Source organism: Siphonobacter sp. BAB-5385 (assembly GCF_002261125.1).
Lineage (GTDB): Bacteria > Bacteroidota > Bacteroidia > Cytophagales > Spirosomataceae > Siphonobacter.
The window spans coordinates 12,735-30,812 of record NZ_NMPS01000103.1; the positions used below are offsets into that span (position 1 = coordinate 12,735).

An 18,078-nucleotide genomic window follows, 5' to 3' on the forward strand; every position below is an offset into this window, starting at 1 on the left:
AGAAGCAGTACGATTTTTTCATGAAAAGGGAAAGCGAAAAACCGGTGGCTCAGGGAACCGCCAGTTGCTTGTTCGTAAGAAATTCTTCGTCGGTCAGTGTTTTCAGGAAGGCAATGATTTGCTGTCGTTCCTGCTGCGTAAGAGCGATCCCTCGTTTGCCGGTACTGGCTTTCAGAATTGGGTCCAGATTGGGCGTATTGTGTACGTTTTCGGCGTAATGATCCAGTACCGCTTCCAGGGTATAGAACCGACCATCGTGCATGTACGGGCCCGTAACCGCGACATTCCGTAAGCTGGGTACGCGGAAGGTATAGCGATCTTTCTCCTGATTCGTGATCCGGAACCGACCTTCATCGGCATCGCTGGTGAGAAAAAGTCCATTGTTGCGATAGCTGCGATCCGTAAACAATTCGCCCGCGTGGCAGGAGGAACATTTCTGCTGAAAAAGGTGCAGACCAGTTTGTTCGTCGTTCGTTAGCGTAACGCCTTCTTTACGCACAAAATGATCGTAACGGGAATTGGCCGAAACCATCGTTAACATGAACTGGGATAAGGCCTGTAGAAATCGAGTCGTGGTGATTTCTTCTGTACCGTACGCCTTTCTGAATAATAGCGGATACTTTTTTGTGGCCCGTAGCTTATCCAGTACGTTCGCCATGGTTTCGCCCATTTCTACTTCGCTGATGATCGGAGCGATGGGCACAAAATCCAGATCCGGTACACCTCCATCCCAGAAAAACTCCGACTCCCAGGCCAAATTCTGCAAGGGTAGCGAATTACGGGTTCCTTTCAGGTTGTTGATACCGTGGCTGACGTCGTGCCCGTGGTGCGTAAATCCGTACGGCTGCGAATGACATTCGGCACAGGAAATGGTATTGTCCTTCGAAAGTAACGTTTCATTGAAGAGAGCTTTTCCCAGTTCTACGCCAGAGGTCGTCAGCGGATTCCGTTCGAATGCATACAGCGGCTTCGGAAAGTTGGCGGGTACGGTAAATGAGACTTCCGGCCCGGTCCGTTCGGGCGACGAACAGGACCAGACCAGCAGTACTATCCATACACCGGCCCAGAGCCTAGTCATTGTGAATGTGGTCAACCGTAAACATATTCACATAGTTGTTGGCCAGCGGAGCCGCTACGGAAGGATCATGTACTGATTTGGTATCCTGAAGTTTCAGGGCCGTCGTACTGTTGAAGAACTTCTGAAGATTGACTACAAAATGAATCGTCGGGCTGATGGATTTACGTACCGTAGCCGTTCCGTTCAGGGGCAATGTTACGGTACGAATATTATTGGGAGCCTTCGATGAGTAACCGCCAAAACCGCCTACATGGTACTGAAAGGGGCGTAATCCCGCTCCATTGGCCGGTACGACCGGAGAAGTTCCTTCAAACTTGAAGAAGATATAGCCGGAATTCCATCCCCAGTACATGTTATCTTCTTTATACTTGGAAGGGTCCAGTACACCCGTACGTTCGCCTGCGGGGGAAGCACTCTTCAGGCTATCGACACCCACCATAAAGCTGACCTCGCTATAATCGCCTTCTGGAACGTTTTTCAGTTTAGGCTCCCAGGTCTCCGAATCGGCCTGGCGAATCAAGAAGTACTGATCCGGAAATTTTGTAACGGTACCATCCGTTTTTTTCAGCGAAACATTGCTGATGAAGTAATTCAGCGTAGTTACTGAAAACTCCTCGCCGAAGTCGTTTTTATACGGCGTAGTGCCCAGTACTAGCTTTTGAGCACCCACTCGGTTATCAAACTCAAGTGTTAGGCTAGGACTATCCGGTTCGGGTTCCTCGTTTTTACAGGCCGTGAAAACGGTGGTACAAAAAGCGAATAGAAGCAGGAAAAAGGGATTGATTTTCATTGAAAAAATATCTTGATTTGCCTACCGGACGGGGAATCCCGGGGGTTCGGCAAAGCGTTGGTCTTTTAAAAATTCAGTATCCGTCAGCGTATTCAGAAAAGCGATAATCTTCCGTTTTTCGTCAGCGGTCATGGGTATGCCTAAGCGTCCATTTTGCTTCAGCAGCGGATCGAGGTTGGGCGTATCCTGCACGCCTGAAGCGTAGTGATCAAGCATTTCCTGCAACTTGGTAAAGCGGCCGTCGTGCGTATAGGGCAGACTTTCGGCAATATTCCGCAGACTGGGGACCTTAAACTTAAAGCGGTCCGATTCCTGTTTGGTTACCGTATAACGACCTTCGTCGACCACCACTTGTAAGGTAGGTTTCCCATTGACGTATACCACTTTAGTACGCTCAAACTTCGGCAAGCCGTTATTGCGGAAGCTACCGTCCGTGAATAACTCTCCAGCGTGACAGCTTTTACAACCTTTCGATTCGAAGAGTTTCATTCCTTCCAGCTCATCTGCCGATAGGGTTTCGCCTTCCTTACGGACGTATTTGTCGTACCGTGAATTGGCTGAAACCAGCGTCAGCATAAACTGGGTGAGGGCATGAAGCGTCCGGTCTGCCGTAATATCTTCCGTACCGTAGGCGGCTTTGAACAGGGGCGGGTAGCCCTTCGTCCGCTGGAGTTTCTTCACTACGTTTTCCATCGTATCATCCATCTCATCGGGATGAGTAATCGGTACAATGGATTGTAGATCAAGGTTTTCTACGGCACCGTCCCACATGTAATGTTTTTGCCAGGCCAGATTCTGAAGGGCCAGCGAGTTACGAAGGCCCGTCCGGTTCTCAATACCGTGACTCAAATCGTGCATGTGGTGGGTAAAAGCATAGTATTGACGGTGGCATTCGCCGCAGGCAATGGTACTGTCCCGCGAGAGGATGCCGTCGTAAAACAACTGTTTACCCAGGGCAAAACCCGCTTCAGTCACCGGCTTTTGGGCGACGGGGTAATCGGGTTGTGGAAAGTTCTTAGGTACACTGAACAAGGGCACGGGTGCCGAGGGAGCGGGGTCTTTCGAGCACGCCAGACTGATCAGAAAAATCAGGAATGGGTATACTTTTCTCATAAGCAAAGCCTTGCCGGCGGCACACAGCCGTACAATTCATTTATACGTCGAGAAAGGTGTAAAAGTGTCTGTTAGTACCTAAAAACTAGCAAAAGATCGTCTGGGGCGGGCGAAAACAGTCACTTAAGGAGTCATGCACATAGACTGGAGCCAGGAAAGGCGTGGGCTCCAGCTCACGTTCGGCCCATGAAGAAAGGCCAAACGTAAAGGTCGTCAGCAGATGTTCATGCGGCAGTTCCAGCAGCTGCGTTACCAGACGCTGACTGGCCTCGCGTTCATCGTGTTCCTGAGCGGCTTTGAGTTTTTTCGCCAGGTAACATTTTCCGTCGCAGTGTAACTCGGGACGCAAACGATTTTCGCAAAGGTACTGAGCAATGTAATCGTGCCGAAGCTCGAAGTCAACCAGAATGACCGGGACTACGAGCGTGCGTAACATCAGAAGCGATGTCAGCACATAAACGCCGAAAGTCCGCAGAGTTGCATTCATGGGTGCAAAGCTAAAGCCGGAAAGGAAATCACGGATTATTTATTTCACAAAAATCCGTGGAGAACAATTAGTCCAGTCGCGAGGAAGTCAAAACATGCTGTTTGGGAAGCTTACGTAATTCCTGGATCATCAGCGGTTTGATGATGGGACGGGCCGTCCACATGATACCATGTCGCTGGCGGGCGAGGTAAATGACATCAACGCTCGGAGCATTTACGAGTTGTTTCGCTGCCCAAAGTGGATTGACTGGATACAATAGTCGATCTTCCAGACCATGCACCATCGTCACGGGCATGTGAATGTTTTTCCAGAGCGGTACCATCGCGACCAGGTGCGGGTAGTGATTCTGTTTTTCATCGTCGGCCACGTGTATAAACCCCGGAATCCAGGCGGAAAATATCGGTACGAGCTTTGAAATAGGGTATATTTTCTCGGCTCCGGGTTTGTAAGAGCCGCACACGAGCAGCAGTCGGTCAAAGGCATCCGGATTGTCCATCGCCAGTCGGGAAGCTACCGTAGCTCCGTAGGAAGTGCCGAAAAGTAGGGTCGGGCGATGATCCCGCGTTTGCCAGAGCATTTTCGTCAGTACTGCCGATTGCCGGGAAATGAACTTTTCTCCCCAACCGTAATCCGACTCGCCGTAACCCGGTCGGTCGGGAGCAATAAGCTGAGCCTGTTTTTGTAAATCCGGATCGTTCAGGTAAAAGCGTAAACCTTCCAGCGAACTCGGCGATCCGTGCAGCAGTACCATTTTTCTAGGCAGTGTATCGGAACCGATTTTCAGGTATCGAATGGTACGACCCAGTGTATCGTAATAAACAATTTTAACCGGAATGCCTTTGTCAATCAGATCTTTACGGATTTCCCGTCGGGAATACCGCCGGTGCTCGAAACAGCCCGAAAGTAGCGTGGTTAGTAGCAGGCCAATAAAAGTCAATCGTATAGGCATGGGCTGGCATTAAAAAAGGTGACACGTTTGTTGTATCACCTTTTTTAACGCCAAAAAGCAAGTTTCGGTTGTCCGAAATCAATTACTTTTTAGTTAATTTAAAGACATACACGGGCGAATCACCCGCTTGTTTACGAAGATTTTCAGACAGTTTTACGGTCTTATCCTGAGCTTTTACTGCTCCTTTCGTCCCCAACAACTGGACATTCTGTCCTTTTTCCAGAATCGGAATTTCCAGTGAAGTGGGTAACGTTTCACCTTCTGCTGCCCGGTACAGAGCGTAGAGCGTATTTCCTTTCTTCGTATACGCCCATTTGCCGGACTGGTACGGAGCTACGGCGGTCGTTTCGTAAATGGCTTCCCCGTTTACGTTCATCCATTTACCAATGTCAGCCAGTCGCTGGTAAGCTTCTTCGTGCCATTCGCCGTCGGGACCGGGAGCCACGTTCAGCAACAGGTTACCGCCTTTCGACACAATGTCCGCCAGCATATGAATCAGCTTCCGCGTGGATTTGAAGTTTTCCTTGGGAATGTAGCTCCAGGAATCACCCATGGTCATGCAGCTTTCCCAGGGGAAGGGAAGGGCTTCGCTGGGTACCGATTGTTCGGGGGTAACATAGTTTTCGTACTCGCCCGCCACCGTGCGATCCACCACGAGTAAACCGGGCTGATGCTCGCGGGCCATTTTGGCAATCTTCGGCATGTCAATGTCCTGATCAAATGGAATGGCTTTCTGCCAGCTCACCGTTGAGTCGATGGTACTGAACGGACGAACCCAACCGCCATCGAGCCAGAGGATATCCATTTTACCGTAATCCGTCATCAATTCCTGAATCTGGTTGTAGGTAAACTGCTTGAACTGATTCCACTTTTCGGGGTACTTGCTCGGTACGTAACTGGAATTTCGGTCCTTAGGGGGGAAGTACGACCACCAGTAACTATCGGTGTGCCAGTCGGGCTTGGAGAAATACGCTCCAACCATAAAACCCTGATCCCGAAACGACTTGAATACTTCCTTGGCTACGTTGGCCTTTGGATTGGTTTTAAAAGGCGTATTGGTGATTTTATAATCCGTCTGCTTGGTATCAAACATACAGAAACCGTCGTGGTGCTTCGTCGTAAAAACTACATACTTCATCCCCGCTTCTTTGGCGGCTTTCGCCCAGCGGTCGGGGTTGAATTTGACGGGATTGAACGTTTGGGGAATTTTTTCGTAGGCTTGTTTATACTCGTACCAGTTCGCCGCGTAAGGGCCTTTCCGCTCACACCAGCCTTCATCCTCGGGGCACAAGGACCAGGATTCAACGATGCCCCACTGGCTGTAAGTTCCCCAGTGCATCAGCAGGCCAAACTTGATGCCCTGCCACTGATCCAGTTTTGCTTTAACCGCCGGATCTTTGGGCGTTACGTACCCTACGTGGTGTTGTTCGGAATGTTGCTGAGCCCGAACGAAAAGACTCGTCAAAACGAGAACACTAATAAAAAATGACTTCATAACAGGAGAAAGAAAGAAACGAAAAACCGTGCTCAGCGACCTGATCCGGTACGCGGATTTTGGTGGCAGGGCACGGTTCAAAAAAGAATTCTAAACGGTGGCAAAGAGCTGGTCCATCACGTAAATGTGAATGCCGACCCATTTGGCCCGCTCGCCCAATTGAGAGATTTCAATGCTGAGTTCGTTCCGGAAGTCGCTCAAACAATATTTATTGATGGCCTGTCCGATGGGATTGGTGATAAAGGCATCGGCTTTTACGACAATACCATCCACAATCACAATTTCCGGATTGAATAGGTGTACGGCCATCGAAAGCCCTTTGCCCAGTTCTGTACCTACGTCAAAAAGAATATCAATGGCGAAAGCGTCGCCTTCCAAAGCGGCTTCGATTACTTTTTCAATATCGATTTCTTCGATATGGTCGAGATAAACGGATAGTTTCGAAGCACGACCCTCTTTCAGTCCCCGCTGTACCCGTCGACCCAGTGAACGGGCAGAGGTAATGGTATCGAGGCAGCCTACTTTGCCGCAATGGCATAATTCGCCGTCGGGATCAATCTGAATGTGACCCAGCTCCCCGGCAAAACCGGCGGCTCCCTGAAAGATTTCGCCGTTCAGGATGATACCGAGACCTACGCCCCAGTCAATATTGATGGCCAGTACGTGTTTTTTTCCGCGAGCCAGTCCAAACCGATGCTCGCCGAGTACCGTGGCTTTGGTATCGTTGATGACGTAAACAGGTAAACCAAATTGTTCAGAGATAAGGGTACTGAGTGATTTATCTTCCTGATTGATTCGCCGATAGGTCATGTTCGTACCGTTCTGGTAATGAATCAGACCCGGCATGGAAATTCCGATCGCCACCAGATCAGCGGTTTGCATGCCTGATTCACTCAGTACTTCCTGCGTAGTTGTCAGTAATGATTTCGTAAACTCCGCACTGTCTTCCAGGCCCAGCAGAACATCCCGGCGGAAAATCACTTCCCGTTGCATGTTCATGATCAGTACTTTCGTGTCGTGCGTACTAATATCGAGGGCGAGGATGTATTTATCCTGCGGATTCAGGCCAAATAAAACCGGACGGCGTCCGTGATTACCAACCGCTGTACCAAAAGTGGTCACCCATTTCTCTTCGACCAGCTCTTCAACAATATTAGTAATCGATGGAACGCTACTGTGTAAGTTCTTCGCCAGTTGAGCGAGTGTACCCACTTCGGCCTGGTATAACTCAGCCAAAACGCCCCTGCGGGAGACGCTCTTTTTGTAGTCAACAACACTTTTCTTGGGAAGTACTTCTTCGTCGGCTGGAGCTGAATGCATTATCAAGAGGGTTAGGCGTATGTAATAAAAATCAGATTATTTGGTTGGAAGGTATTATATCGATAGATGATTGTACTTTTGAAATTTTATTGTAAATAAACACCTGTTTCTTAAAAATATTAACAAATTATTTAAAAATCCAGTCTGTTTTATAAAGAAGGTACGCCAATGATTTGGCATCTTCACCATTAAATTGAGCGATTTTGGTAAAATCAGGAAAACTACCCTGTTCGCAGGCACGCTCGTATCAAAAATAAAAAACAACGTCGAAAATGAGTTACTACTTCAGTAATTCGTTGATAACGTCAGTAAGACCCTTTCATTTATTGATCACACTTCACACATGACAACGCGTCGATCCTTCCTTCGCTGGTCCACACTGGCAGTAACCTTCGCTCCGGTACGCTCACTAATCGCTGGCCCGCAGGCTGCGGTGGCCAAACCACTGGTCGTTTCCACCTGGGATAGCGGCCTGGCCGTAAATGCAGCCGCCTGGAAAGTACTCAAACCTGGTGGGTATGCTTTGGATGCGGTCGAGGAAGCCGCTAAATCCATTGAAAAAGAAATTAGCTGCTGCGTAGGTTTGGGGGGGTATCCCGACCGCGAAGGCCACGTATCGCTGGACGCGTGTATCATGAATGAAAAATATGATTGTGGCTCGGTAGCGGGGCTTGAACGCATTTTGCACCCGATTTCCGTAGCTCGTAAAATCATGGAAACCACGCCGCACGTCATGCTGGTGGGCGAGGGAGCCCAGCAGTTCGCCGTGGCCAATGGCTTTAAACTGGAGTCTGCCGAGCTTTCCGCTGACGCCGCCAAAGCGTACAAGGAATGGCTGAAAAAATCCGAGTATAAACCCCTGATGAACATCGAACAACAGCAGGGGAAAACGCCTAAACGGGCAGCGGGTGGACCGTTTGCTCCCAATCAGTTTGAGGACGGTTCCTTCAACCACGATACCATGGGTACGATTGCTCTGGATGGAAAAGGCCGCTTGGCCGGAGCTTGTACCACCAGCGGTATGGCTTTCAAAATGCGGGGCCGTATTGGCGACTCTCCTTTAATCGGCTCTGGTTTATATGTAGACGGCGAAATTGGAGCAGCCACCTCATCGGGGCAGGGAGAAGAAGTGATTCGTCTGGGCGGAACACACCTCGTCGTTGAGTTTATGCGAAACGGAGCCACGCCGATGGAAGCCTGCAAAAAAGCCGTGGAGCGGCTGGTGAAAATCAATCCTACAAAAGCGAAAGAATTTCAGGTAGGTTTTATTGCCATCAACCTGAAGGGCGAAGTGGGAGCTTACTCCGTCAACAAAGGCTTTAGCTACTCCGTTACCCAGGGCGACGATGGTGGCAAGGTGCTCATGGCCGAGAGTTACTACAAATAAAATGGATCCAAAATTGTGCATTCGTTTGCAGGCCTCTGTGCACACGTTTGTTCAGATCCGGTACAGCGGGTACGCCACCATTGCGAAAGTAAAGGCTCGTATCTTGCCGTACGCTGAAGCAGATTTCTCAGTGATGAGACTCGCTTCGCCTGATCCAGTTTACTCCAAAAGTGCGGCGTAACTGCTCATTTTTGAAACCTATTGTACATGAAACGTTTCGTACTTTCCGCTTTTCTGGCGGCGGCCAGCGTAGCCACATTTGGGCAGTCGCTCATTCCTCAGCCGGTATCCCTGCAACAGGGTTCCGGAGCTTTCCGTTTTAATGCTCAGACCCAACTGGTAGCGTCTACGCCCGAAGCGAAGCGACTGGCGGCTTTACTCAATCAGTACCTGAAGAAGCAGGCGGGTTATGAATTGAAAGTAGTAGCCAAAGCTCCCTCGTCGAATTTTGTTGCTTTTAACGAAAAAACGGGTTTACCCGCCGAAGGTTACGAGTTGAAGGCTACTGCCCAAAGCATTCAGATTGCAGGGAAAGACGCGGGCCTGTTTTATGGCTTACAGTCATTACTGCAATTGTTTCCGGAAGGAAAAACAGAGATCCCTGCCGTTACCATCGAAGACCATCCGCGGTTTGGCTATCGAGGTCTGATGTTGGATGTAGGTCGGCATTACATGCCCGTATCGTTCATCAAACAAATGATTGACGAAATGGCCCGGCTGAAATTCAACCGTTTCCACTGGCATTTAACCGAAGATCAGGGTTGGCGGCTGGAGATTAAAAAGTATCCCAAACTAACGCAGGTAGGAGCTTTTCGTGATGAAACGCTGATCGGGGGATACGGTGATCGGATGCCACAACAGTTCGATGGCATCAAGTACGGCGGATTTTATACGCAGGACGAAGCCCGTGACATCGTTAAGTACGCGGCCGACCGGCACATTGTCGTCATTCCCGAGATTGAATTACCAGGACACTCTACGGCGGCGTTGGCGGCATACCCGGAGCTGGGTTGTACGCCGGGACCTTTTAAAGTACAAACCACCTGGGGTGTCCACAAAGACGTATTCTGTCCAAAAGAAGAAACCTTTACGTTCCTGGAAAATGTACTGACGGAAGTAATGGCCATTTTCCCCTCGCCATACATCCACATTGGAGGCGATGAATGCCCGAAGGATCGCTGGAAGGAATCAGAATTTTGTCAGAATCTGATCAAGAAAGAAAATCTGAAAGACGAGCACGGCCTGCAAAGCTATTTTATTCGACGCATCGAAAAATTCCTGAATTCAAAAGGCCGTAACATCATTGGCTGGGACGAAATTCTGGAAGGTGGTCTGGCTCCCAACGCTACCGTGATGAGCTGGCGTGGCGAACAGGGAGGGATTGCTGCGGCGAAGGAAAATCACGACGTCATCATGACGCCCAACAGTCACCTGTACATCGACCATTACCAGGGAAAAGACCGCAAACAGGAGCCGCTGGCCATCGGCGGATTCTTGACGCTGGAGAAGGTTTATTCTTACGACCCAACGCCGAAAGAGCTGACGGCCGAACAGCAAAAACATATCAAAGGAGTACAGGCCAACTTGTGGACGGAGTATATTCCCACCCCGGCGAAAGCTTCCTTCATGTTGTTTCCCCGGGCGTTGGCTCTGGCGGAAGTAGCCTGGTCGCCGGTAAACCGGAAAGAATATACCGAGTTTTCGGAAAAACGGGTACCCGATTATTTACGGAGTATGGAAAAGCGTAACTGGGTCTACCGCGTACCAACGGCTATTGGTATGCCCGCCGAAGATACGTTACGGGGGAATCAGTTCACGATTCATCTGAAGTCGCCCGTTGAAGGAGCTAAAATTTATTACAGCATCGATGGATACGCTCCCAATGAAACGACGCATCTGTACGCCAAACCCCTTGCGTTGACCATTCCCGAAAACCGTCGTGTGGATCTGAAAACCATTGTGATTACACCCGAAGGATTACGAAGTGTGGTGGCTACCACTACGCTGGTGAATGGTACGCCGATGCCTGATAAACAGCCCAGAAAGAAAAATTAATCGAAGCATAGTGGAATAAAAAAGCCCGTCGTAGCAAGTGGTACGACGGGCTTTTTTATAGGGATAATGAGCTTAACTGTATTTACGACGCTTGAGAGCCAAATCGTGGGCCGTATCGTAATAGCTACGGAGGTTTTTCCAGTCAAATACTTCCGAAATGCTCTCCGTACGGTTCCGCTGCATGATCCGATCCCGGCGAGAAGCCCGTACGAATTTAAACAGCAGTTCTGAAAGCGTCTCAGCAGCCTGATGGAAATCCTGCTCGCTCCGGTTTAGTACGTAGACACCCCAGTTTTCCGGATCAGCCATGATCTGATTCATGTAATCACCGAAACCCGAAAGGTCGCTCGTCACGGTCGGTACACCCCGTACCACGCATTCCAGCGGCGTATAGCCCCAGGGCTCGTAGTAACTCGGGAAAATACCCAGGTGACAACCCCGTACGAAATGACTGTAATCCATCCCGAACAGCGGATTCGTTGACGCGATGAAATCGGGGTGATACACAATCTTTACCCGGTCCGTTTCATGGTTCTGCATGTTGGACTTCCGCAGAAAATCCACAATGGCATCTTCCTGCTTGAGATAGTGCGTAACCGTCTTGGGTAAATGATGCGTCTTCCAGGATTGAATGGTACGGCGAAGGCGAAGCTGCCAGTATTCATCCACAAACTGATTGAGATCCGGCATTTTCAGGTCGTTGCTCGTAGCTGAAGCCATGAACAGTTGTTCGCCGATTTGCCGTTCAATTGCTTCGCAGGTTTGCCGGATTTCAGCCATTACCGCTCGCGTTTGCAGGACATCCGCATCCATCGAATAAACCGGGTTTTTGGTAACGATAAACATTACCACCGTCATATCCGAGTTGCTGGCCTGTAGCTTGGCATTGAGTCGGTGTAGAGCTTCCAGCGTCAGGTCATAGCCTTTATTGGAATACTCAAAACGGCCCGATGTAAAGAAATACAGGGTACGGTCCAGATCAAAAGAATAGTTCTGGAAGAAGTGACCCATCACAAACTGATGAATCTTCTGTTTGTACTGAACGTGCAGATTTTGAAACTCGTGCGTAGCCGTAAAGCGGGTCACGTTAAGCCCATTGGGCAGCGTCAAATCACACTTACGACCGAGCAAAAACTCACATTCCCGAGCCGTTACGTCCGAAACGGTCGTCATGACGTGGCAGTTCTGAGCGGCCAGGTATTCAATCGTTGCCTGGGTTTCAATGCCAAAGTGCTTCGCCTGTTCGAGCCAGTTAAACGAGGGTAAATTGTCGTAAAAGTTAGGCACGTTGGGAGCCATATACCGACCCAGCATGGTGGCGTGGGTGGTAAAAACGGTTGCCAGTTTGGGAGCCTCCTGAGCCAGATCGGGCAGAGCCGTAGCGGCCATCCATTCATGGAAATGAGCCGTGATATCATAGCGTGCACTGTGATCTTTTGACAATTCATTCAGGAAAACCCGAACACATTCACCAAAAGCCACCACCTGATTCACCAGATCCTCCGCATTAAGCGTGGAGAGCTGGTGATGATTCCAGAGGTCGTACTTGAGCTGGTCGAGCCGATCATACAGCGTATTGAAATTGAACAGCACCAGGCGGGGTTTACCCGTCACGAGCCAGTATCCATACTGTACGTCGAAGCCCATTTCCCGCATTTTTCGTACGGTTTTACCCAGGATCGAATCATCCAGATCGGTAATCGGTTCAAACTCAGCCAAGGCTTTTTCTGGGAAGTAAGGCCCAAGCAGGAAATAATCGTCGCCCCATTTTTCGACCATTGCCGGAACCTTAGAGCGGATTACCGTATAAATACCCCCTACCTGATTGCATACTTCCCAGGCAATTTCAATCAGGAGTCGAGGCCGTATTTTGGGCTTAATGGGTTCTACTTCGAAAGCCATAGCCAAGCATAAATGTAAATGTTGTGAATGTAAACCGCGTTTTTCCTAAATCTTCTTGAACTGCCAAATATAGAATGGTATTTTTCAAGGGAATTATTCGTCTAAAATAATTCTAAAGTTTTATGCCAAGCTCGGCCAATCTTTCTACAATTGACCGACTTTTCCACTACGTTCACCTACCCTATGCGGGAATCCTTAGCGAATTTTAATGTGTAGTGAAAAGAAAACCTGTTTCCACCTTAGAATGTTATAGACGCTTAAAGCTGGCGGCCTTTCGTGTCTTAATGTATAGTTGTTTATACCCGGCGAGTTTCTAAATAGGATTGTAAAATAATCGTTGCTGATACCCGATCTACTACGCCCTTATCGCGGCGGTCTTTCTTGGTTGTACCCATTGAAATCAACGCCTGCAATGCCATGACGGAAGTAAACCGCTCATCGTGTTCGTGTACGGGCGTGTCCGGGAAGTTCTTGCGGAGCAGGCGAACAAACCCCCTGACGTGCGGCGTATTGGATGTATCCGTGCCGTCGAGGTTTGTGGGCATGCCTACCACAAAGGCTTCTACGGATTCCCGCTGACAGTATGCTTTCAAAAAGTTCATTACGTCTTTGGAGTGAACCGTTTCCAAAGCCGTTGCAATCAACTGCAAAGGATCCGTTACTGCGAGTCCCACGCGTTTGGTACCATAATCTATAGCAAGAATTCGTGCCAATGGTTTAAATAATTAGAAGATTAATTTCCCAGACGTAAGGTCTGCAGAAAAAAGCAAAAGAAGCTTTCACCCGAAACCCATTCACCACTAGGAACTTAACCCATACAAGTTTACACTAGGCCAGTGAAACGGGGGATAAATCTTTTTTCCAGTCCCGATAACCTACTACGCAAAGTATTAGATAAACGCCATAAAGAAAGGCCGTCCAATACAAATTTTTATAGACGTATATGCCGACATAAATCAGATCGACGAAAAGCCAGAGGTACCAGTTCTCAATAAACTTGCGTCCAAGCATCCACTGGGCGATCAGACTCACCGTAGTCGTGAACGAATCCAGCAAGGGTAGGCTGGCATCCGTTAGACGGGTTAAGATCCAGTTTAGCAGAGCCGTTCCGGTTAATGTCAGAGCCAGTAACCAGCCAATGAAATGCCGGGGAAGTTTTCGGACGTGAAGCTGGGTATGTCCGACCCCACCATAGAGCCATTGATACAGACCATAGATGCTTAACAGAGCAAAGACAATTTGTAATCCCATATCTCCGTAGAGGCGGGCTTCCCAGAAAATGACGGTGTACAGCCCCACGCTGATCAGTCCCCAGAAGAAACCCCAGACGTTTTGCCGCGTATTGAGCCAGACGCAGATGATCCCCGTACTAACGCCGCTTAACTCGAGCCAGTTGCTTTGGAGGTAGCTCAGAAATACGTTCATTTAGAGTGGTTAAATTGATAAAATACTGAACTTTGCCCCGGTTCTGGTCGTTTTTATAAAGCCCCTCGTCGGTACCGAAATAGTCGGCATACGGCGGGGATTACTGCGTTCGGTGCAATCAGATCAACCTTGCAGGAACGCGACTAAAGGCCTGGTTTTGCTGGTACAGAATTAGCTAGAATTCGTAGGTAAAGCCCTTTGGTTTTTACGAACAAATTTCATCGAAAAGCGAATAGCCCAGAGCGAAAGCTACAAAATAAACCGTATGCTGATTAAAGATTTGTTGACGTTGTATCGGAATGACGCTTTTATCCGGCTCATGGGCGAACGACTGCAAAGTAAACAACCCGACGATTATCACTTACAGATTAAAGGAATTACGGGTAGCCTGGATGCCGTACTTGTAGCGGCCCACTATCAAAATCATCCGGCGGCTTCGCTGGTGGTCTTGTCCGATAAGGAAGAAGCGGCTTACTTCTACAATGACCTGCAAAATCTACTGGGCGAAGATCACGTGTTGCTCTTCCCCATGTCGTACAAAAAGCCGTATGAGTACGAGGAGATCGACAACGCCAACGTACTGATGCGGTCGGAAGTACTGAACCGAATTAACGATAAAAGTAATAAGACCCTAATTGTTACGTATCCCGAAGCTCTGAGCGAGAAAGTAATCAATCGCCGCTCGCTGGTGAAGAATACCTTTACCATTTCAGTGGGAGAAAAACTGGATACGGAATTCCTGACCGAATTTCTGCTGAGTCAGGATTTCGAGGGAACCGATTTCGTGTACGAAGCCGGGCAGTTTGCCGTTCGCGGTGGGATTATCGACGTATACAGTTATGCCAATGAATTTCCGTACCGGATCGACCTGTTTGGGGATGAAGTAGAATCCATCCGTACCTTTGATCCAGATACGCAATTGTCCAAGGAATCCGTTTCCCGGATCAATATTATCCCGGATGTACAGACCAAACTGATTCAGGAAAGCCGGGATTCGTTTCTGAGCTTCTTTCCAGAGACGACCCGTATCTGGTTCAAAGACGTAGAATTAACGCTGGAGCTGATCGGCATCTGTTTTGAAAACGTAGAGAAGAGTTTTCAGTCGATTCTCGAACGGAGTGGGGGAATCAAAGTCATTCACGAACCCTCGCAATTGTTTGAAACCCGGCGGGGTTTCCTGAACCAGATCAAGGAATTTCCGAGCGTTGAATTTGGGAAGCGATTTTACTTCAAACCCGCCGACGGAAGTACGCTTCCAGCCAGCGAACTTCGCATCAATTACGCTTCGAAACCCCAACCCAGTTTCAATAAAGATTTCAACCGACTGATCGAAACCCTGCACGAACAGCAGTATCGAGGCTATACCAATGTGGTGGTTTCAGAAACACAGAAGCAACTGGAGCGACTGTCTTCGATTGTGGGAGAAGCCAATGATAGCGTCCGTTTTCAGGGCGTGAACGTATCCTTGCGGGAAGGCTTCATTGACGATACGCTCAAGATTGCCTGCTTTACGGATCACCAGATTTTTGATCGCTTTTATCGGTACCGAATCAAAGACAAGTTTAGTAAATCCAAGGCTCTTACCTTACGGGAACTCAAAACGCTGGCTCCCGGTGATTACGTAACGCATATTGACCACGGCATTGGCCGCTTCGCCGGATTGGTAAAGATTGACATAGGCGATCACCAGCAGGAGGGAATCCGGCTGGTGTTCCGCGATAACGATACGGTGGTGGTCAACGTACAGAGCTTGCACAAAATCGCCAAATACACGGGGAAGGAAGGTACGCAACCTTCGTTGAGCAAGCTGGGTTCGCCGGAGTGGGAGAACAAGAAAGCAAAAGTCAGACGGCAGGTGAAAGACATCGCTGCCGAGTTGATCGAGCTGTATGCCAAACGCCGACTAGCTCCCGGCTACCCCTATTCCCGCGATACATTTTTACAGGTAGAACTGGAATCGTCCTTCCTCTACGAAGATACGCCCGATCAGGCTAAGGCTACGTCGGCGGTGAAAGAGGATATGGAAAAACCCCACCCGATGGACCGTCTGGTTTGTGGGGACGTTGGTTTTGGGAAGACGGAAGTGGCCATGCGGGCCGCCTTTAAAGCCGCTTCGGATAACAAACAGGTGGCCGTACTGGTACCTACAACGGTACTGGCCATGCAACATTACCGTACATTCCGGGATCGCTTCGAGCGTTTTCCGGTAAAAGTGGAGTACATCAATCGTTTCAAAACGACGCAGCAGATCAAGGAAACGCTCAAACGTGTGGAGTCGGGGGAAACGAGTATTCTCATCGGTACGCACCGGATTGTAGGCAAAGACGTCAAATTCAAGGCTTTAGGCTTGCTGATTGTGGATGAGGAGCAGAAATTTGGCGTGAAAGTGAAGGATCGGCTCAAGGAATTCAAGCTTAACGTCGATGTACTTACGTTAACGGCGACACCCATTCCGCGTACCCTTCATTTCTCGTTAATGGGAGCCCGCGATTTGTCAGTGATCGCTACGCCGCCGCCGAACCGCCAGCCGGTTACGACGGAATTGATGGTGTTCGACGAACTTAAAATCCGGGATGCGGTGATGCGGGAAATGAAGCGGGGTGGACAGGTCTTCTTCGTTCACAACCGCATTGGCGATCTGGAGTCGCTGGGTAATATGATTCTGAAGCTCGTACCCGACGCGAAAATCGGTATTGCTCACGGGCAGATGGACGGGGACCGGCTGGAGAAAGTCATGATGAAATTCATTGAAGGCGAATACGACGTTCTGATTTCAACGAACATCATTGAAGCGGGTCTGGACATTCCGAATGCCAATACCATCCTGATTAATCAGGCTCAGTTGTTCGGTTTGAGCGATTTGCACCAGATGCGGGGTCGCGTCGGGCGTTCCAATAAAAAGGCGTACTGTTATTTGTTGACGCCTGCTTTGTCGTTGCTGAGTACGGATTCCCGGAAGCGGTTACAGGCCCTGGAAGAATTCACCGAATTGGGGGACGGATTCAAGGTTGCCATGCGGGATTTGGACATTCGCGGAGCAGGAAATTTATTGGGAGCTGAACAAAGTGGCTTCATTAACGATTTAGGCTTTGAGACGTATCATAAAATTCTGGACGAAACCGTTCGGGAGCTGAAAGAAACGCAGTTTAAAGACCTGTTTGCCGATGAATTGGCCCGAGCCGCGAACAATCTGCGGGTAGAGTGCCAGATTGAGACGGATTTACCCGTCCTGATTCCCGAGAATTACGTATCTAACATCTCGGAGCGACTCAGTTTATACAACCGCCTCGACCATATGAAAAACGAGGCCGAATTGCAGGCTTTTCTTTCGGAAGTAACCGACCGATTTGGTCCAGCCCCCGAAGAAGTACGCGATTTGGTTGATCTGGTACGGGTTCGTTGGAAAGCGGAACAAATTGGTTTTGAAAAATTAACGCTCAAACAAAATACATTGAAAGGAACGTTCGTTTCTGGTGAGAATGAGGCGTATTTCCAGTCTGAGCGTTTTGGCAAAGTTCTTGATTTTGTGAAAGCTAACCCACGCAAAGTGGTACTCAAGGACGTCAAAGGCAAACTTCAGCTACAGGCTGAAAACTTACGTCAGGTTACCGAGTTAGATCAATTACTGGGTCAAATGGTAAGTTCGGGCGAGAAAGTTTCAGTAGCGTAACGAATGAGATTCATCTAGTAATGCGTATTTTAAGGAGAAAGCCTTTAGGAATGAACGAACGGTTATCAAGTAATTCCCGCTAATCTTCTATTTTTGTGAGATACTGAATGAGCTTTCAAGGCGTTGTTTTCAGAAATTAAGAAACAACGCCTTGAAATACTAAACACGTAAAAAGCGATATTCCAAACCATATACCTGCAATGATGAGAATTGCGTCAGTTTATTTGTTAGGGGCCTTAGTGTTACTAACAACAGCCTGTAAGAAGAATAAGAGACCCGATAGTGGTCACATTGGGAAAAATAGTACGGCCACAGGCATTGCTTATAACGCAAAAGAAGGATTCTCGACGCCGAAAAGCTTTAAAGGTCAGCCCACCGGACCGAACCTGGTGTATATCGAAGGCGGT

At 48.9% G+C, this 18,078-nt stretch carries 13 protein-coding genes and 1 pseudogene; 4 read left to right on the forward strand and 10 right to left on the reverse strand.

Features of this window, described 5'->3' with window-relative positions; genetic code table 11:
• Positions 1-49: 49 nt before the first annotated feature.
• From BWI93_RS10665 to BWI93_RS10695, 7 genes are all read right to left on the reverse strand, one after another.
• The gene (locus BWI93_RS10665) at positions 50-1,078 is read right to left on the reverse strand and encodes a cytochrome-c peroxidase (RefSeq protein ID WP_094811085.1); all 1,029 of its coding nucleotides are present in this window, start codon (positions 1,076-1,078) and stop codon (positions 50-52) included.
• Positions 1,071-1,868 carry an MbnP family protein gene (locus tag BWI93_RS10670; RefSeq protein ID WP_094811087.1) on the reverse strand — a complete coding sequence of 266 codons (798 nt, stop codon included), beginning with the start codon at positions 1,866-1,868 and terminating at the stop codon, positions 1,071-1,073. Before BWI93_RS10670 ends, BWI93_RS10665 begins: the two co-directional genes overlap by 8 nt.
• A 21-nt stretch (positions 1,869-1,889) precedes the next feature.
• Positions 1,890-2,981 (reverse strand): cytochrome-c peroxidase, encoded by a 1,092-nt coding sequence (locus BWI93_RS10675; RefSeq protein ID WP_094811089.1) that lies wholly within the window; start codon positions 2,979-2,981, stop codon positions 1,890-1,892.
• 85 nt (positions 2,982-3,066) lie between these two features.
• Positions 3,067-3,468: a hypothetical protein gene (locus tag BWI93_RS10680; protein WP_094811091.1), complete on the reverse strand. Its 402-nt coding sequence runs from the start codon at positions 3,466-3,468 to the stop codon at positions 3,067-3,069.
• Between the two features lie 67 nt (positions 3,469-3,535).
• A complete protein-coding gene (locus BWI93_RS10685; RefSeq protein ID WP_094811093.1) occupies positions 3,536-4,417 on the reverse strand; it encodes an alpha/beta fold hydrolase in 882 nt (293 codons plus the stop codon).
• A gap of 82 nt (positions 4,418-4,499) precedes the next feature.
• The gene (locus BWI93_RS10690; RefSeq protein ID WP_094811095.1) at positions 4,500-5,912 is read right to left on the reverse strand and encodes an alpha-L-fucosidase; all 1,413 of its coding nucleotides are present in this window, start codon (positions 5,910-5,912) and stop codon (positions 4,500-4,502) included.
• Positions 5,913-6,002: 90 nt separating this feature from the next.
• Positions 6,003-7,232, reverse strand: coding sequence for an ROK family transcriptional regulator (locus BWI93_RS10695; protein WP_094811097.1), 1,230 nt, complete (start codon positions 7,230-7,232; stop codon positions 6,003-6,005).
• Positions 7,233-7,575: 343 nt separating this feature from the next.
• On the opposite strand from BWI93_RS10695, the gene BWI93_RS10700 reads away from it, so the two are divergent.
• Both BWI93_RS10700 and BWI93_RS10705 read left to right on the forward strand, forming a co-directional pair.
• Positions 7,576-8,619 carry a N(4)-(beta-N-acetylglucosaminyl)-L-asparaginase gene (locus BWI93_RS10700; protein WP_094811099.1) on the forward strand — a complete coding sequence of 348 codons (1,044 nt, stop codon included), beginning with the start codon at positions 7,576-7,578 and terminating at the stop codon, positions 8,617-8,619.
• A gap of 207 nt (positions 8,620-8,826) precedes the next feature.
• On the forward strand, positions 8,827-10,674 hold the full coding sequence (locus tag BWI93_RS10705) for a beta-N-acetylhexosaminidase (protein WP_094811101.1): 1,848 nt from the start codon (positions 8,827-8,829) through the stop codon (positions 10,672-10,674).
• 72 nt (positions 10,675-10,746) lie between these two features.
• Here the strand turns inward: BWI93_RS10705 and BWI93_RS10710 are convergent, their stop codons facing one another.
• The 3 genes from BWI93_RS10710 to pnuC form a co-directional block, all read right to left on the reverse strand.
• Positions 10,747-12,576, reverse strand: a complete 1,830-nt coding sequence (locus BWI93_RS10710) for a glycogen synthase (RefSeq protein ID WP_094811112.1) — start codon at positions 12,574-12,576, stop codon at positions 10,747-10,749.
• 296 nt (positions 12,577-12,872) lie between these two features.
• Positions 12,873-13,289: a Holliday junction resolvase RuvX gene (gene ruvX / locus BWI93_RS10715; RefSeq protein ID WP_094811103.1), complete on the reverse strand. Its 417-nt coding sequence runs from the start codon at positions 13,287-13,289 to the stop codon at positions 12,873-12,875.
• 115 nt (positions 13,290-13,404) lie between these two features.
• Positions 13,405-14,001, reverse strand: a complete 597-nt coding sequence (pnuC, locus tag BWI93_RS10720) for a nicotinamide riboside transporter PnuC (RefSeq protein WP_094811106.1) — start codon at positions 13,999-14,001, stop codon at positions 13,405-13,407.
• Between the two features lie 265 nt (positions 14,002-14,266).
• On the opposite strand from pnuC, the gene mfd reads away from it, so the two are divergent.
• Positions 14,267-17,671 (forward strand): transcription-repair coupling factor, encoded by a 3,405-nt coding sequence (mfd, locus tag BWI93_RS10725; RefSeq protein WP_094811108.1) that lies wholly within the window; start codon positions 14,267-14,269, stop codon positions 17,669-17,671.
• A gap of 203 nt (positions 17,672-17,874) precedes the next feature.
• Positions 17,875-18,078: pseudogene (locus BWI93_RS28175) on the forward strand (gliding motility lipoprotein GldJ); the annotation flags it as partial.

Coding starts and splice junctions, on each gene's coding strand:
- BWI93_RS10665 (WP_094811085.1), bottom strand. CDS start 1,078: ATGACTAGGCTCTGGGCCGGTGTATGGATAGTACTGCTGGTCTGGTCC.
- BWI93_RS10670 (WP_094811087.1), bottom strand. CDS start 1,868: ATGAAAATCAATCCCTTTTTCCTGCTTCTATTCGCTTTTTGTACCACC.
- BWI93_RS10675 (WP_094811089.1), bottom strand. CDS start 2,981: ATGAGAAAAGTATACCCATTCCTGATTTTTCTGATCAGTCTGGCGTGC.
- BWI93_RS10680 (WP_094811091.1), bottom strand. CDS start 3,468: ATGAATGCAACTCTGCGGACTTTCGGCGTTTATGTGCTGACATCGCTT.
- BWI93_RS10685 (WP_094811093.1), bottom strand. CDS start 4,417: ATGCCTATACGATTGACTTTTATTGGCCTGCTACTAACCACGCTACTT.
- BWI93_RS10690 (WP_094811095.1), bottom strand. CDS start 5,912: ATGAAGTCATTTTTTATTAGTGTTCTCGTTTTGACGAGTCTTTTCGTT.
- BWI93_RS10695 (WP_094811097.1), bottom strand. CDS start 7,232: ATGCATTCAGCTCCAGCCGACGAAGAAGTACTTCCCAAGAAAAGTGTT.
- BWI93_RS10700 (WP_094811099.1), top strand. CDS start 7,576: ATGACAACGCGTCGATCCTTCCTTCGCTGGTCCACACTGGCAGTAACC.
- BWI93_RS10705 (WP_094811101.1), top strand. CDS start 8,827: ATGAAACGTTTCGTACTTTCCGCTTTTCTGGCGGCGGCCAGCGTAGCC.
- BWI93_RS10710 (WP_094811112.1), bottom strand. CDS start 12,576: ATGGCTTTCGAAGTAGAACCCATTAAGCCCAAAATACGGCCTCGACTC.
- pnuC (WP_094811106.1), bottom strand. CDS start 14,001: ATGAACGTATTTCTGAGCTACCTCCAAAGCAACTGGCTCGAGTTAAGC.
- mfd (WP_094811108.1), top strand. CDS start 14,267: ATGCTGATTAAAGATTTGTTGACGTTGTATCGGAATGACGCTTTTATC.